The organism is Pelomonas sp. Root405, assembly GCF_001425165.1.
GTDB lineage: Bacteria > Pseudomonadota > Gammaproteobacteria > Burkholderiales > Burkholderiaceae_C > Pelomonas.
This window is the reverse complement of record NZ_LMDU01000013.1, coordinates 1-13,703: the sequence shown is the minus strand read 5'-3', so window position 1 is coordinate 13,703 and position 13,703 is coordinate 1. Positions and strand designations below refer to the sequence as shown.

General features: G+C 67.8%; 17 protein-coding genes and 1 tRNA gene. 10 read left to right on the top strand and 8 right to left on the bottom strand.

The features are described 5' to 3' along the window. Positions 1 to 39 precede the first annotated feature (39 nt). Positions 40 to 774, bottom strand: coding sequence for a two-component system response regulator OmpR (gene ompR, locus ASC81_RS16020; protein WP_056269129.1), 735 nt, complete (start codon positions 772 to 774; stop codon positions 40 to 42). 136 nt (positions 775 to 910) lie between these two features. Here ompR and ASC81_RS16015 point away from each other — a divergent pair, with 136 nt between their 5' ends. Beyond that, positions 911 to 1,612, top strand: a complete 702-nt coding sequence (locus ASC81_RS16015; RefSeq protein WP_056269127.1) for an SIMPL domain-containing protein — start codon at positions 911 to 913, stop codon at positions 1,610 to 1,612. Here the strand turns inward: ASC81_RS16015 and ASC81_RS16010 are convergent, their stop codons facing one another. Next, positions 1,613 to 2,383: a 3-hydroxybutyrate dehydrogenase gene (locus ASC81_RS16010; protein ID WP_056269124.1), complete on the bottom strand. Its 771-nt coding sequence runs from the start codon at positions 2,381 to 2,383 to the stop codon at positions 1,613 to 1,615. Between the two features lie 45 nt (positions 2,384 to 2,428). Between ASC81_RS16010 and ASC81_RS16005 the strand changes: the two genes are divergently transcribed. From ASC81_RS16005 to ASC81_RS15980, 6 genes are all read left to right on the top strand, one after another. Next, the gene (locus tag ASC81_RS16005) at positions 2,429 to 3,310 is read left to right on the top strand and encodes an alpha/beta fold hydrolase (RefSeq protein WP_056269122.1); all 882 of its coding nucleotides are present in this window, start codon (positions 2,429 to 2,431) and stop codon (positions 3,308 to 3,310) included. Further along, a complete protein-coding gene (locus tag ASC81_RS16000; protein ID WP_056269119.1) occupies positions 3,307 to 5,577 on the top strand; it encodes a bifunctional (p)ppGpp synthetase/guanosine-3',5'-bis(diphosphate) 3'-pyrophosphohydrolase in 2,271 nt (756 codons plus the stop codon). The genes ASC81_RS16005 and ASC81_RS16000 overlap by 4 nt, the downstream gene beginning before the upstream one ends. Before the next feature lie 33 nt (positions 5,578 to 5,610). After that, positions 5,611 to 5,687: transfer RNA gene (locus ASC81_RS15995), tRNA-Val, on the top strand. 361 nt (positions 5,688 to 6,048) lie between these two features. Then, positions 6,049 to 6,246: a hypothetical protein gene (locus tag ASC81_RS15990; protein WP_200946873.1), complete on the top strand. Its 198-nt coding sequence runs from the start codon at positions 6,049 to 6,051 to the stop codon at positions 6,244 to 6,246. Positions 6,247 to 6,293: 47 nt separating this feature from the next. Next, positions 6,294 to 7,319 carry an RNA polymerase subunit sigma-70 gene (locus ASC81_RS15985; RefSeq protein ID WP_056269117.1) on the top strand — a complete coding sequence of 342 codons (1,026 nt, stop codon included), beginning with the start codon at positions 6,294 to 6,296 and terminating at the stop codon, positions 7,317 to 7,319. Between the two features lie 105 nt (positions 7,320 to 7,424). Beyond that, positions 7,425 to 8,009 (top strand): dihydrofolate reductase family protein, encoded by a 585-nt coding sequence (locus ASC81_RS15980; protein WP_056269115.1) that lies wholly within the window; start codon positions 7,425 to 7,427, stop codon positions 8,007 to 8,009. A 3-nt stretch (positions 8,010 to 8,012) separates the two neighbouring features. Here the strand turns inward: ASC81_RS15980 and ASC81_RS15975 are convergent, their stop codons facing one another. After that, positions 8,013 to 8,360, bottom strand: a complete 348-nt coding sequence (locus tag ASC81_RS15975) for a thioredoxin family protein (RefSeq protein ID WP_056269113.1) — start codon at positions 8,358 to 8,360, stop codon at positions 8,013 to 8,015. Between the two features lie 82 nt (positions 8,361 to 8,442). Between ASC81_RS15975 and ASC81_RS15970 the strand changes: the two genes are divergently transcribed. Both ASC81_RS15970 and ASC81_RS15965 read left to right on the top strand, forming a co-directional pair. Further along, positions 8,443 to 8,709, top strand: a complete 267-nt coding sequence (locus ASC81_RS15970; RefSeq protein ID WP_056269110.1) for a TfoX/Sxy family protein — start codon at positions 8,443 to 8,445, stop codon at positions 8,707 to 8,709. A 128-nt stretch (positions 8,710 to 8,837) separates the two neighbouring features. Then, a complete protein-coding gene (locus ASC81_RS15965) occupies positions 8,838 to 10,043 on the top strand; it encodes a glycerophosphodiester phosphodiesterase (protein ID WP_082536571.1) in 1,206 nt (401 codons plus the stop codon). A 15-nt stretch (positions 10,044 to 10,058) separates the two neighbouring features. Here the strand turns inward: ASC81_RS15965 and ASC81_RS15960 are convergent, their stop codons facing one another. From ASC81_RS15960 to ASC81_RS15945, 4 genes are all read right to left on the bottom strand, one after another. Continuing rightward, positions 10,059 to 10,604 (bottom strand): histidine phosphatase family protein, encoded by a 546-nt coding sequence (locus tag ASC81_RS15960; RefSeq protein ID WP_056269944.1) that lies wholly within the window; start codon positions 10,602 to 10,604, stop codon positions 10,059 to 10,061. A gap of 91 nt (positions 10,605 to 10,695) precedes the next feature. Beyond that, complete coding sequence (locus tag ASC81_RS15955) at positions 10,696 to 11,514, bottom strand: crotonase/enoyl-CoA hydratase family protein (protein WP_056269108.1); 819 nt, start codon at positions 11,512 to 11,514, stop codon at positions 10,696 to 10,698. 12 nt (positions 11,515 to 11,526) lie between these two features. After that, positions 11,527 to 11,922, bottom strand: a complete 396-nt coding sequence (locus tag ASC81_RS15950; RefSeq protein WP_056269106.1) for a type II toxin-antitoxin system death-on-curing family toxin — start codon at positions 11,920 to 11,922, stop codon at positions 11,527 to 11,529. Continuing rightward, positions 11,919 to 12,143, bottom strand: a complete 225-nt coding sequence (locus ASC81_RS15945; RefSeq protein ID WP_056269104.1) for an AbrB/MazE/SpoVT family DNA-binding domain-containing protein — start codon at positions 12,141 to 12,143, stop codon at positions 11,919 to 11,921. Before ASC81_RS15945 ends, ASC81_RS15950 begins: the two co-directional genes overlap by 4 nt. A 60-nt stretch (positions 12,144 to 12,203) precedes the next feature. On the opposite strand from ASC81_RS15945, the gene ureE reads away from it, so the two are divergent. After that, complete coding sequence (gene ureE, locus ASC81_RS15940) at positions 12,204 to 12,839, top strand: urease accessory protein UreE (RefSeq protein ID WP_056269102.1); 636 nt, start codon at positions 12,204 to 12,206, stop codon at positions 12,837 to 12,839. Positions 12,840 to 12,863: 24 nt separating this feature from the next. On the opposite strand, the gene ASC81_RS15935 is transcribed toward ureE, so the two are convergent. Next, entirely contained in the window at positions 12,864 to 13,574 is a 711-nt protein-coding gene (locus tag ASC81_RS15935; protein WP_056269100.1) for a hypothetical protein, read from the bottom strand. Positions 13,575 to 13,703: the final 129 nt, after the last annotated feature.

The window sequence follows — 13,703 nt, the reverse complement described above, 5'->3', positions numbered from 1 at the left end:
CGCTGCGCTCGAGCGGTCTGCCCCGCAATGTCGTCGGGTTCAGCTGTTCTCGTCGGGAACGAACACATAGCCCACACCCCAGACCGTCTGGATATAGCGCGGCTGGGCCGGGTCGGCCTCCAGCATCTTGCGCAGGCGCGAGATCTGCACATCCAGGCTGCGGTCGAACGGCTCGAACTCGCGGCCGCGGGCCAGTTGGGCCAGCTTGTCGCGCGACAGCGGCTGGCGCGGGTGGCGCACCAGGGTCTTCAGCATGGAGAACTCGCCGGTGGTCAACGGCAGCTGCTCGCCGTTCTTGGTCAGGCGGCGCAGGGCCAGGTCGAACTCGAAGGGACCGAAGGTGACCGTCATCGGCTCTTTGCTGGGCGCGCCCGGCGCCTCCGGCGGCGGGCGGCGGCGCAGCACGGCGTTGATGCGGGCCAGCAGTTCGCGCGGGTTAAAGGGCTTGGCCAGGTAGTCGTCGGCGCCGACTTCCAGGCCGACGATGCGGTCCACGTCCTCCACCTTGGCCGTCAGCATGATGATGGGCGTGCTGTCGTTGGCGGCGCGCAGGCGTCGGCAGATGGTCAGGCCGTCCTCGCCGGGCAGCATCAGGTCCAGCACGATGAGGTCCACGGTCTCGCGGGTCAGCTGCTTGTTCAACGCTCGGCTGTCCTCGGCCAGCAGCACTTCAAAACCTTCCTGGGTCAGATAGCGCCGGAGCAGGTCGCGGATGCGGGCGTCGTCGTCAACGACGAGGATGCGGTTGGGACGGGGCGTCGCGCTGCTGTTCATCGCATTTCCAGAATTTGTAACAGCGCCATTGTGAGCAGGTTGGAAACCGGGCTTTGTAGGACAGCATGCAGGCGTTACAGCTCGTTGCCAACAGGGCGGGCTAAGCTGGGCTTCCTTCCTTGCAAAGGCAGCGTCCATGCGTGCGGTATTCATTTTCTCGACTCTCGCCCTGTCCTTCACCGCCCATGCGGCCGTCGCCGCCGAGGCGCCGCCGCGCGAGCGCCTCAGCCTTTCGGCCAGCGCCAGCGCCGAAGTGACGCGCGATTTGCTCGGCATCGCGTTCTCGACCACCCGCGAAGGCGCCGATGCCGCCGCCGTGCAGACCGCACTGAAACAGGCGCTCGACGCGGCCCTGTCAGAAGCGCGCAAGGCGGCCAAGCCCGGCTTGGTCGACGTGCAGACGGGCAGCTTTGCGCTGACGCCGCGCCACGACCCCAAGAGCGGCAAGATCAACGGCTGGCAGGGCAGTGCGGAGCTGCTGGTCGAGGGCCGGGATTCCGCCGCCATCGCGCAGCTGGCCGGTCGCATCAACACCTTGTCTATCGCCCGCGTTGGCTACAGCCTGTCGCGCGAGGCGCGCGAGAAGGCGGAGTCCGACATCTCCGCCCAGGCCATCGCGCGCTACCGCGCCAAGGCGGCGGACTATGCGCGCCAGTTCGGCTATGGCGGCTATGTGGTCGGCGAGGTCAACGTGTCGGCCGACGAACCGGCGCCGCGGCCGATGATGATGAAGGCCATGCGCGCCAGCGTCGCCTCGGCTGACGAAGCCTTGCCGACGGAAGCCGGCAAGGCGGTCGTCACTGTCGACGTCAACGGCAGCGTGCAGCTGACGAGATAGTCAGACGGCGGTCCAGCCGCCGTCCATCGCCCAGGCCTGGCCGCGCACATTGATGGCCGCGTCGGTGCACAGGAAGACGGCCAGCGCGCCGAGCTCGTCCGGCGTCGTGAATTGCAGCGAGGGCTGCTTCTCGGCCAGCAGCCGGCGCTTGGCCTCGGCGTTGTCCACGCCTTCGCGCTCGGCCAGCGCGTCGACCTGCTTCTGCACCAGCGGCGTCAACACCCAGCCTGGGCAGATGGCGTTGACGGTGACGGGGGTGATGGCCGTCTCCAGCGCGATGCTCTTGGTGAAACCGACGAGCCCGTGCTTGGCCGCCACATAGGCAGACTTCTGCGCCGACGCCACCAGGCCGTGGGCCGAGGCGACGTTGATGATCCGGCCCCAGTTCTTCTTCAACATGCCGGGCAGGGCCAGGCGCGTGGTGTGGAAGGCCGAGGTGAGGTTGATCGCGATGATGGCGTCCCACTTCTCGACGGGGAAGTCCTGCACCGGCGCCACATGCTGGATGCCGGCGTTGTTGACAAGGATGTCGATGCCGCCGAACTCGACGTCCGCATAGGCCACCATGGCCGCGATGTCGGCGGGCTTGCTCATGTCGGCGCCGTGGTAGCCGACCTTGACGCCCAGCGCTGCCACCTCGGCCTTGGGGCCGTCGACATCGCCGAAGCCGTTCAGGATCAGGTTCGCGCCTTGCCGCGCCAGAGCGAGGGCGATGCCGAGGCCGATGCCGCTGGTGGAGCCGGTGACGAGGGCCGTCTTGCCTTTCAACATGGTGGGTCCTTCTGGGTTGCTACGATGGTTTTAAAGGATTGCATCATGACCCAGCCCCGACTGCGCTTCGTCAATTGCCTGGACGCGACCGGCCTGCACCGCATGGCCTATTGGGAGTGGGACGGCCCGCGTGCCGACGCGCCCGTGCTGGTCTGCGTGCATGGCCTGTCGCGCCAGGGCCGGGACTTTGACGCCCTGGCCCGCGTGATGGGCGAGCGCTACCGCGTGGTCTGCCCCGATGTCGTCGGCCGTGGCCGCTCAGACTGGCTGCGCCAGCCGTCTGGCTATCAGATACCGGGTTATGTCTCCGACATGGTGGCGCTGCTGGCGCGGCTGGATGTGGAGCAGGCCGACTGGGTCGGCACGTCCATGGGCGGCTTGATCGGCCTGGGCTTGGCGGCGCTGCCGCGACCGGACGGCATGCCCAGCCCGATTCGCCGGCTGGTGCTCAACGACGTGGGGCCGGCCATCCGCATCGAGGCGCTGCAGCGCATCGGCAGTTACCTGGGCAAGGCGCCGCGCTTCAAGTCGCTGGAGGACGGTGCCGCCTATCTGCGCGGCATTTCCGAGGGCTTCGGCCCGCATACGGACGAGGAGTGGTTGGCGCTCTCCGCGCCGCTGTTCCGCGAGGAAGCCGGTGAATGGAAGTCGCACTACGACCCGGCCATCGCGCTGCCCTTCGCGGCCGTGACGCCGGAACTGGTCGCTGCGGGCGAGGCGGCGCTTTGGGCCGCCTATGACCAGCTGCGCTGCCCGACCCTGCTGATCCGCGGGGCGGAGTCCGACCTGCTCAGCGCCGAGACGGCCCGCGCGATGACGCAGCGCGGCCCGAATGCCCGCCTCGTGGAACTGGCCGGAATAGGCCATGCGCCCACCCTCATCCGTGACGAGCAGATCGCCATCGTGAGGGATTTCCTCGGCCCATGAGAACCGGCTCCATGCCCGAGGGCGCGGCCACAGCGCCCATCGTCGCGCTGCTGGATGCCGGCGCTGCGCATTCCAACGCCGAGGTGGTGCGAGCCCGCGCCTTTGCCGAACCCTTGCTGGCCGCCGAGCCGCTGGACACCGGCGAGAACGCGCTCGCGCATGCCGATGGTGTCGCCGCCATCCTGCAGGCCGTCGGCGCCGCGCAGGAGCTGCAGGCGGCGGCCTACCTGGTCTATGCAGCCGACTTCCTCAACAAGCCCGAGGAGGTCGTCGCCAAGGCTTTCGGCGACAGCCATGCCAGCCTTGTCACGCACACGCGCCGCCTGGTGCAACTGCAGCGCGCCGCTCGTGTCGCCAAGGTCCAGACTGATCGCCGCGCCGATGTCCGCGCCGAGCAGACCGAGCGCGTGCGCAAGATGCTGCTCGCCTTCTCGCGCGACTTGCGCGTGGTGCTGCTGCGCTTAGCGTCGAGGCTGCAGACACTGCGCTGGTATGCCGCCGCCAAGCAGCCCTGCCCGGGCGAACTGGCAGACGAGTCGCTGAGCGTTTTCGCGCCGCTGGCCAACAGGCTGGGCATCTGGCAGATCAAGTGGGAGCTGGAAGACCTGTCCTTTCGCTTCCGCGAACCCGAGGCCTACAAATCGCTGGCCAGGGCCCTGCACGAAACCCGCGTCGAGCGCGAACAGCGCGTCGAGGCCGCGCGTGCGGCGTTGCAGGCCGACCTCTACGGTCAGGGCCTGGCTGCCGAAGTGCAGGGCCGGCCCAAGCATCTCTACAGCATCCACAAGAAGATGCAGGGCAAGGACCTGTCGCTGGACCGCGTCTTCGACCTGCGGGCGCTGCGCGTCATCGTTGCCAGCGTGGGCGATTGCTATGCCGCGCTGGCGCGCCTGCACGAGATTTATGCGCCGGTGCCCGGCGAGTTCGACGACTACATCGCCAAGCCAAAGCCCAACGGCTACCAGTCCCTGCACACCGTCGTCGTCGGCCCCGATGGCCGCGCGATGGAGGTGCAGATCCGCACGCGTGAGATGCACGAGCATGCCGAACATGGCGTGGCGGCGCACTGGGCCTACAAGGAGGCCGGCGCTCGTGGCTATGCCGGTGTCAGTGCAGCTGGCGAGTTCGAGGAGCAGGTGGCGCGGGCGCGCAAGGCGGTGCTGAACCAGTTGCTGGCCTGGGAGCGCGACACCGTGCAGGAAGCGCAGGCCGCGGGCGGCGTGCCAGCCTTCGACGACCGCATCTACGTCTTCACGCCCCAGGCCACCATCGTCGAGCTTGCAGCGGGTGCGACGCCGGTGGACTTCGCCTACGCGGTTCACACCGACCTGGGCCACCGCTGCCGCGGCGCGCGCATCGACGGCCAGATGCTGCCGCTGAACACGCCGCTGCAAAGCGGCCAGACGGTGGAGATCGTCGCGACCAAGGAGGGCGGGCCGTCGCTGGACTGGCTCAACCCCGAACTGGGCTATCTGCAGAGCCAGCGCTCGCGCGCCAAGGTGCGGGCGTGGTTCAACGCGTTGCAGCAGGCGCAGACGATTGCCAAGGGCCGCGAGCTGGTCGAGAAGCTGCTGCAGCGCGAGGGCAAGACGGCCCTCAAGCTTGACGAGCTGGCCGCGCGCCTGGGCTTCAAGGGCGCGGATGCCTTGTTCGAGGTGGTCGGCAAGGACGAATATTCGCTGCGCAACATCGAGCTGCTGCTGCGCCCACCCGAGCCGGTGCCCGACGAGAACGAGTTGCTCGCGCAGCGCCATACGCGGGGCCCGAGCGCGTCAGGCAAGGGCGGCGTCCTCGTGGTCGGCATCGACTCGCTGCTCACGACGCTGTCGCGTTGCTGCCGGCCGGCGCCGCCGGATGTCATCCAGGGCTTTGTCACGCGTGGCAAGGGCGTGGCTATCCATCGCGGCGATTGCAGCAACCTGGCCGAGATGAAGCGGCGCTCGCCCGAGCGCGTCATTGCGGTGGAATGGGGCGGTGGAGAAGCGGCGGGGAAGGGTGCACCGGTCTATCCAGTCGACGTGCTCGTCGAAGCCGGCGACCGCCAGGGCCTGCTGCGCGATGTCCTCGAAGTCTTCGCCAAGGAAAAGATGAACGTCGTGGCGGTCAACACGCAGTCCATGAAGCCCGGTTCAGCCAAGCCTCGGGCGGGCGGCGGGGACACGGCCTGGATGAGCTTCACGCTCGAGCTCTCGGATGCATCCAAGCTGACCAAGATGTTGCGCGAGCTTTGCAGCATTCCCGGCGTGCGTTCTGCGCGCCGCAAATGAGCCGAAAACTTCTGCTATAGTGCGCAGCTCTTCAGGCGCGTAGCTCAGTTGGTTAGAGCACCACCTTGACATGGTGGGGGTCGTTGGTTCGAATCCAATCGCGCCTACCAGATTTGAGACTGATCCAGTGGGTCGGTCTGTTGGTAGGTAGAACAAGCACTTGGCGGCGACGCTAGGTGCTTTTTCTTTGCCCGTACGAAGAACGTACGACGCACCCAAGCAGTCAAGGTTCCACATCTCCTCGACGTCGCGCTCACCCTTCTCCGTTGGGCCTTCGGATCAAACTGTAGACCACGTCTGCATCACGGAGATGGTGGTGTCACGGGGTCGGTTTCCGCAAAAGGTACTGCGCGTTGCAGATCATGGCGCCCCGAGCGGGGGCGACCAGCACGCGGAGACTTGTCTCGCCCTGCTTCATCGTTGGTGCCGATCACCGCGACTGGACCGTGACCGGCCAGCACGTGCACGTCGGTGAGATATCTGCCGGCCATCGCGCGCCGCCTCCACCACGGTCGCGACCTGGGCGAGGCCGAGCCATTCGACTTCCTGACCTGGTTCGAGTTCGCGCCCGGCCATGCAAGCGCGTTCGATGACTTGCTGGCCGCACTGCGGGCTTCGCCCGAATGGGCCTATGTCGACCGCGAGCTGGAGATCCGGCTCGCCCGCTGACGGCGCGTGTCCACGCTGCGCTCGCTGATTCCCGCTCAGAATGCGGCGTGCCAGCCCCAGCCGCCGCCGAATCCCACCTGCTTTTATGCGCCCGCGCGGGTGACACCGGCGCCTTTGATCGCCTTGTCGCGCCTCACCGCCATGCGCTGCACGCGCACTGCTATCGCATGTTGGCCTCGCCCCATGATGCGGATGACGCGCTGCAGGAAACGCTGCTTGCCGCGTGGCGCGGCTTGGCGTCGTTCGAGGGGCGCTGCGCCTTGGGAACCTGGCTCTACCGCATCGCGACGAATGCCTGCCTGCGGCTGATCGCGCAGCGGCCGCGCCGCATCACCTCGTCGGACCACGGTCCGGCTTTTCAGGACACGGCTGATCTCGGTGCGATGGTGCCGGGGCCGGTGTGGGTTGAGCCCTTGCCGGACGAGTTTCAGCCCGCGCACGGCAGCCATGAAGACCCGGCCGACGCGCTCGCCCGGCGCGAGAGCGTCGCGCTCGCCTTTGTCGCCGCGCTGCAGCATCTGCCCGGCACACAACGCGCCGCGCTGCTGATGCGCGAGGTGCTGGGCTACTCGGCCGCGGAGGCTGCCGAGCTGCTGTCGACCTCGGCGGCGGCGGTGAACAGCGCGCTGCAGCGGGCGCAGCAAACCGTACGCGACCGCATGCCCGCCCTGTCGCAGGCCGTGGAGCTGGAGCGGCTGGGTGAGGCCGGCCTGCAGCGCCTGCTCGCCGACTTCGTCAGCGCGTGGGAGAGCCGCGACATCGAGCGCCTGGTAAGCCTGTTCACCGAAGACGCGCGCTTCACGATGCCGCCGCTGCCGTCGTGGTTTGACGGACTGGCGATGGTGCAGAGGTTCATGGTCGAGCGCGTCTTCGCCACGCCGTGGCGGCTGCGGCCGCTGTGGGCGAATGGCCAGCCGGGCTTTGCTTGCTACATGCGGCAAGACGGCGTGGACTGCTACACGCTGGGCGCAATCACGCTGCTCAGCTTGCGCGACGGGCGCATCCAGCAGCTGCACAGCTTCCTGGATCCGGCCGTGCATCGCCGTTTCGGTTTGCCCTTGGAGTTGCCTTGATCCGTCCGTTGGACCGATGAGTTTGGGCGTTGCCTTGTCTCTAAGAGATGCCACGCCTGGAGGAAGCCGGCGTGGCGCTTGTCAACCCAGACCAGGTGACCGCTCATGCCGCAACTCATCTTCAGCCAACTCGTCTCGCTCGACGGCTTCTGCGCCGGCCCCGGTGGCGACCTCAGCCGCCTGCCCATGGGCCAGGCCTTCGACGAGCACAACCTCGAACTGCTGCGCACGGCGGGCAGGCTGATGTTCGGCCGCATCACCTTTGGCATGTTCCGCGACTACTGGCCCACGGTGCAGCAGGATCCGGCCGCCGAGCCGGTGCAGGCCGCGATTGCGGCGCTTGTTGAACCGATGCCAAAGCTGGTGGTGAGCGACTCGCTGCCCTTGCAGATCGGCGACCCGTGGGGCGACGCCGAGGTGGTGCGCCGCGCGCAGGCCCACGCGTGCATCCGGGCGCTGAAGCAGGGCGCCGGAGGCGACCTGCTGGCCTACGGCAGCCATGTGCTGATGAACGACCTGCTGGCCTACGGGATGGTGGATGAGCTGCGTGTGCTGATCGCCAACGTGGTGCTGGGCGAGGGCGTACGCACCTTCGAGGCCGGCCTGCCCGCGCCGCTCAGGCTGGTGGCGCAGCGCCGGCTGGCCGGCTCGGACATCGTCATGCTGCGGTACGCGTTGCCCGCACGTTGACACTCAAGCGGGCGGAGCGGCGCCCAGCCGTGCCAGCGCATCGGTGATCGCGTGAGTGCTGCCGGGCCGCACCACGCGCGCGACCTCGCGGCCGTCGCGCAGCATCACCAGCGTCGGCCACAGCTTGATGCCGAACGAGCGGCCGAGCGGGCGGCCGCGGCCGTCTTCGATCTTCAGGTGGCGAAGCGGCTTGCCAGCCGTGTGCGCTGCCAGCGCGTCGCCAATGGCTCGCTGCGCCGCCTGGCAGATGCCGCACCAGTTGGCGCCGAACTCAAGCACGGTGCTGCCGGCCATCGCGTCGACCTCGGCGCGGGCCGGCTCGTCAGCGGAGTAGGGGAGGTGGGTGCTCATGGCGTCTCCTGTGCAGTGGTGTCGCCCAGCCAGGGCAAATGCGGTGCCCTCGCCGCATCGAATCATGGTCTAGGCTAGCGCGATGCCAGACGCCATCGAATCCTTGGCCAACCTCGGTCCCAAATCCGCCGAAATGCTGGCCAGCGTCGGCATCACGACGTTGGACCAGCTCCGCGCGCTCGGCTCGGTGGCCGCCTACGCCAAAGCCAAGCGGGCGGGGCAGGACGTTTCGCTGAACCTGCTCTGGGCGCTGGAAGGCGCACTTACCGGCGCGGACTGGCGGGTGGTAGCGCGCGAGCACCGCACTCGGCTCTTGATGGCACTGGAGGATCACGAGCGCCAGGGCTGAACCGCGACCCCCTAATCCTGCAACGGCGAGTGTCACGACGCCTTCATCGCGCCTGCTGAAACTGCCCGCGGCTTCCGCCGCTCATGTCGTTGGCGGTGGCAGACCCCAACCCCCGCGGAAGACATCCCATGCAGACCCTCATCCTCAGCGCCTTGGCCCTCGCACTGGCGGCCTCGGCAAACGCCCAGGCCACGACCTACAAGACGCTGGACGGCGCCGCCCCCATCGTCATCGCCCACCGCGGCGCCTCGGGTTATCTGCCTGAGCACACGCTGGAGGCCTATGCCAAGGCCATCCAGCTGGGCGCCAATTACATCGAGCCCGACCTGGTGATGACCAAGGACGGCGTGCTGATCGCCCGCCACGAGCCGATGCTGGACAGCACCACCGACGTGGCAGCCAAGTTCGGCGCTAACCGCAAGAGCACGCGCATGGTGGACGGCGTGTCGACCACGGCCTATTTCGCCGGCGACTTCACGCTGGCCGAGATCAAGACGCTGCGCGCCGTGCAGCCGCGCGCCAACCGTGACCAGAGCTTCAACGGCCAGTTCAGCATCCCGACGCTGGACGAGATCGTGACGCTGGCCAAGACCCAGAGCCTGGCCACCGGCCGCACCGTCGGCCTTTACCCCGAGATCAAGCACGGCACCTTCCACGACAGCCTGTTCGGCAACAAGACCTTCGAAAACAAGCTGGTCAGCACCCTGCACGCCGCCTACGGCAACAGCGCCAATGCGCCGGTGTTCATCCAATCCTTCGAGGTGGGCAACCTGCAGTACCTCAACGGCCAGACCGACATGCGCCTGGTGCAGCTGGTGGACGCCAACGACGTGAATGCCGATGGCTCGATGGACCTGGTCGACCCCTACCGCCAGCCGTATGACGTGTTGCTGGCCGGCGGCACGACCACCTTCGCCGACATGGTCAGCAACGGCGGCCTGGCGGCCATCAAGGCCTACGCCGATGGCGTAGGCCCCTGGAAGCCCTACCTCGTCAAGACCGTGGACGACGGCGTGGACCGCGACGGCGACGGCCAGCTCACCATCAATGACCGCCGTGTGGACGGCAGCACCGGCGTCATCGAGGCGGCGCATGCCAACGGCCTGTTCATCCACACCTGGACCTTCCGCAACGACGCCAGCGGCTATGGCTTTGCCCCCCCCAAGGCCGAGATGGCGTACTACCTGCAGCTGGGCGTGGACGGCGTGTTCACCGACTACACCGACACCGGCGTGGCAGCGGTGGCCAGCATCCCCGAGCCGGGCACCTGGGCGCTGATGGCCGGTGGCCTGGCGCTGCTGGCTGGCCGCCGGCAGCGCAGGCGCGCGGACTGAACCGTGGGCAGGTGATCAGTGGGGCGGCGCTGCCAGCCGCCCCAGCACCTTGCCGCCACCGCCGGCCCAGCGCATGGCGACGCCTTCGCCCGACGCCGGAAAGACGCTGCTGAGGCCCGTGATCGTCACCTGGTGGGTGACGACGACCAGCACCCCCGGCCCGCGCCAGCCGGCCAGCAGTTGCCGCGCCGCGCTCAGCATCTGCGCTTCGCGGTCGGGCTGCTGGAAGAAGGAGCCGAAGGCCGGCCGCTCACGCAGCGTCACGCCTGGAAAGGCCAGTCGTGCGGTGTCCAGCGTGCGGCACCAGGGCGAGGCCCAGACTTCGACCACCCGCAGCGCACCCAGGCGTTGGCGCAGCGCGTCGCCGATGCGGCGGGCCTGCTCGCGCCCGGCGTCGCTGAGGTTGCGCTGCGTGCTGCAGTCGCCCAACCGCATGTCCGGCGGGTCGCCGCCGCCGGGCGCCAGCGCGTGGCGGTAGATCAGCACATCGCCGTCGCGCAGATCCAGTGACCAGGCTGGAGCCAGCAGCAGGCAGAGCAGACAGGCGATGAGTTGCTTCATGGCCGCGGATTCTGGTGCGCCCGACGCAGGCGCGCCGAAGCGGCGGCCGATCACCCTGAGGCGCAACGGGCGGCAGCGCCGCCGGCCACGCTCAATCGCGGAATGCGGGCGTTGCTTTGCCGGCCATCATGGCCTTGCTCAGGTCCTCGCTCATCAGCATCGCCGCGTTCCACGTCGCGATGTAGTTCAGCCCGTCGGCTACCGAATGGTCGCGGGCGTAGTTGAGCTGCTCCTTCGTGCCGCGGATGGACAGCGGCGACTTGGCGGCGATGCTGGCCGCGATCTCCCGTACGCCGGCGCCCAGTGCCTCGCGGCTGTCAAACACGCGGTTGACGAGGCCGATTTCGCGCGCCTCGGCCGCCTCCACGCGCCGGCCCGTGTAGGCCAGCTCTCGCACCAGGCCCTGTGAGCCGATGAGCTTGGGCAGGCGCTGCAGCGTGCCGACGTCGGCCACCATGCCGATGTCGATTTCCTTGACGGAGAAGTAAGCGTCGGCCGAGCAGTAGCGCATGTCGGCGGCGCAGATCAGGTCGATGCCGCCGCCCACGCAGGCGCCGTGGATGGCCGCGAGCACGGGCTTGCGACAGCGCTCCAGGCTGGTGAGCGTGTCCTGCATGTCGAGAATGACGCGGCGCAGGCTTTCGCGCGTGCGGCCATCGCAGGGGTCTTCGATCTGCGGGGCGATGCCCATCATCATCTGCAGGTCAATACCGGCGGTGAAGTGCTTGCCTTTCCCTTCGAGCACCGCCACGCGGGCTTCGGGCTGGCTGTCGATCCAGTCGAACGCGCGGCGGATGTCCTGCCACATCGTCGCGTTCATCGCGTTGGCCTTGTCGGGGCGGTTCAGGCGGACGGTGGCGATGTGATCTTGAACGGAGAGGGTGAGCGTTTCCAGTGTTGGAGCAGTCATGCGCGGTCTGTATCAGGCAATGGGTTCGGTTTGCTGGCGCAGCCAGTCGGCCAGCTCTGTTTCGCTGATCTGGCTGGCAGCGACGCCCAGCATGGTGATGACGCAATCGGCGTCGGTGGCCAGAAGCTCCAGCCCGTTGAGCCAGAGGAAGAGCTCCATCGCCACGTAGGCGGTGCGCTTGTTGCCGTCGATGAACGGATGGTTCTTGGCAAGGCCCACGGCATAAGACGCGGCCAGTTCGAACACGTCGGGCTGTCCGTACGTCGCCAAGTTCTGAGGCCTGGCGACGGCCGACTCGAACAAGCCTTCATCGCGAATGCCGGGCGCTCCGCCATGCTCTGCCAGTTGCTCGTGATGAATGGCCCGGAGCACGTCAGCGTTCAACCAGCGCCAGGCTGCAGCGCTCACTTGGCCAATTCCCGCAGCACGGCGCGGCGCTTCTTCATGATGCTGCGCGCGGCGTCCATCTGTTGCTCGAACTCGGGGCTGTACGGCGATATCAGCACGCCGTTGACGGCCTCGGACAGGTAGAGCACATCCCCCTTCTCCACTTTCAAACGCGCCAGCACTTCCTTGGGCAAGATAACGCCCAATGAGTTTCCAATCTGTGTGACCTTGAGTGCGCTCATCGCCGTGCCTTGGTTATAACTTCTGTAATACTACCCAGGCTACCTTTCCTTTACAAGCCCATGATCCACGCCTCCAAACGCATTGCCGGCGGCGCCGGCCTCGCCGCCGTGCTCGTCAAGCGCGCGCCCACGCTCGAACTCGACTGGGACACCCGCAGCAAGAGCCGCTTCTCCGCCACCGACTCCACTGGCCGGGAGATCGGTGTCGTGCTGCCGCGCGGTACCAGCCTGCGCGGTGGCGATGTGCTGGTGGCCGAGGACGGCTCGCTGTTGCGCGTCATCGCCTCGCCCCAGCCGGTGCTGCAGGTTCGCCATTGCGCAGAGCATGGTTCGTCCTTCGACCTGCTGCGCGCTGCGTATCACCTGGGCAACCGCCACGTGCCGCTCGAACTGCAGCCCGATCTCTTGCAGTTCGAGCCCGACCCCGTGCTGGCCGACATGTTGCGGCGCCAGCACCTGATCGTCACCGAGGCGCACGCGGCTTTCGAACCCGAGGGCGGCGCCTATGGGGAGGGGGCGGGGCATGGCCATCACCATCACGGCCATGAGCATGACGACCATGGCGATGATCACGGCCATGCGCATGAACACGCCGCTGCACCGACGCCGGCCCGCAAGCCCCTGGCGATCCCGGTCAAGGCGCATGACGCAGGTCATGTGCATGGCCCCGGCTGCGGGCACGACCACGAGCATTGAGACCAGGGCCGATCGGCAGCCGGCTCAGGGCTCGTCGATCGGCGGCACGATGCCCTTCAGTGCCTCGGCCATATGGTGGGTTGACACCTCGGGCCCGAGTCGTGCCTGGAAGTGCTGGACCAGTTGCTCCGCTTCATCCTGCCGTCCGGTTTTGACGAGGACGAGCGCGATGCGGGCCAGTTGCATGTCGGTATGGCGTTGCAGGCCGCGTTGCGCGATGCCCGAGCCAGCGATGCCGGGCAGGTGCGCCGGACGCTTCATCGAATCGATCATGCGTTCGTAGTAGGGCGTGACGCTGGATGACTGCAGATATCGGGCTGCTGCTTCGTAGTCTTGCAGTGCGATGAAGGCGGGCAGCATGTTGAAGACGGCGGTCTCGGCCAGCACGGGGTCACGCGCGGCGAAACGGGCGAATGCGTCACGCGTCGAGGCGGCGTCCTGCAGGCTGACATTGACGCGGTGCAGGATGAGCAGCACGGCCTGGCCCTTGTAACCACCTTCCGCAGCCTGGGCGGCGAGCTGGTCCCGCGCGGCAACGACACGCTGCATGGCCGGGGGATGGTGCCGGGCAAGCTTTGCCCATGCTGGCAACAAGATGCCCGCCGTGAGGCCGGGCTCGCCATGGCTCTTGGCCAGCGCGTTGTCGTATAGCCAGCTGAACTTCTCATGCGCCGGCGCGAGGCGGAACTCCGTGACGTCTGCGGTGGCTGCCTGCAGTGCCTGGGTTGGCGTCATGCCGGCGGGCGGCTGCCACGCCAGGGAGGCCGTGATCTTGCCCCTGCATAACCGGACACGGTCTATGCGCTGGTTGGCGCGCTCCCGGTCTGGGTGACGCGCTGTTGATGTTGCCTGAACTCCCTGGGT

Bases quoted from the DNA above. Each gene is read 5' to 3' on its own strand.
- ASC81_RS15960 (WP_056269944.1), bottom strand. From the start codon at position 10,604: ATGAAGCAACTCATCGCCTGTCTGCTCTGCCTGCTGCTGGCTCCAGCC.
- ASC81_RS15980 (WP_056269115.1), top strand. From the start codon at position 7,425: ATGCCGCAACTCATCTTCAGCCAACTCGTCTCGCTCGACGGCTTCTGC.
- ASC81_RS15945 (WP_056269104.1), bottom strand. From the start codon at position 12,143: ATGAGCGCACTCAAGGTCACACAGATTGGAAACTCATTGGGCGTTATC.
- ASC81_RS16000 (WP_056269119.1), top strand. From the start codon at position 3,307: ATGAGAACCGGCTCCATGCCCGAGGGCGCGGCCACAGCGCCCATCGTC.
- ASC81_RS16015 (WP_056269127.1), top strand. From the start codon at position 911: ATGCGTGCGGTATTCATTTTCTCGACTCTCGCCCTGTCCTTCACCGCC.
- ompR (WP_056269129.1), bottom strand. From the start codon at position 774: ATGAACAGCAGCGCGACGCCCCGTCCCAACCGCATCCTCGTCGTTGAC.
- ASC81_RS15955 (WP_056269108.1), bottom strand. From the start codon at position 11,514: ATGACTGCTCCAACACTGGAAACGCTCACCCTCTCCGTTCAAGATCAC.
- ureE (WP_056269102.1), top strand. From the start codon at position 12,204: ATGATCCACGCCTCCAAACGCATTGCCGGCGGCGCCGGCCTCGCCGCC.
- ASC81_RS15965 (WP_082536571.1), top strand. From the start codon at position 8,838: ATGCAGACCCTCATCCTCAGCGCCTTGGCCCTCGCACTGGCGGCCTCG.
- ASC81_RS15970 (WP_056269110.1), top strand. From the start codon at position 8,443: ATGCCAGACGCCATCGAATCCTTGGCCAACCTCGGTCCCAAATCCGCC.
- ASC81_RS16005 (WP_056269122.1), top strand. From the start codon at position 2,429: ATGACCCAGCCCCGACTGCGCTTCGTCAATTGCCTGGACGCGACCGGC.
- ASC81_RS15975 (WP_056269113.1), bottom strand. From the start codon at position 8,360: ATGAGCACCCACCTCCCCTACTCCGCTGACGAGCCGGCCCGCGCCGAG.
- ASC81_RS16010 (WP_056269124.1), bottom strand. From the start codon at position 2,383: ATGTTGAAAGGCAAGACGGCCCTCGTCACCGGCTCCACCAGCGGCATC.
- ASC81_RS15935 (WP_056269100.1), bottom strand. From the start codon at position 13,574: ATGACGCCAACCCAGGCACTGCAGGCAGCCACCGCAGACGTCACGGAG.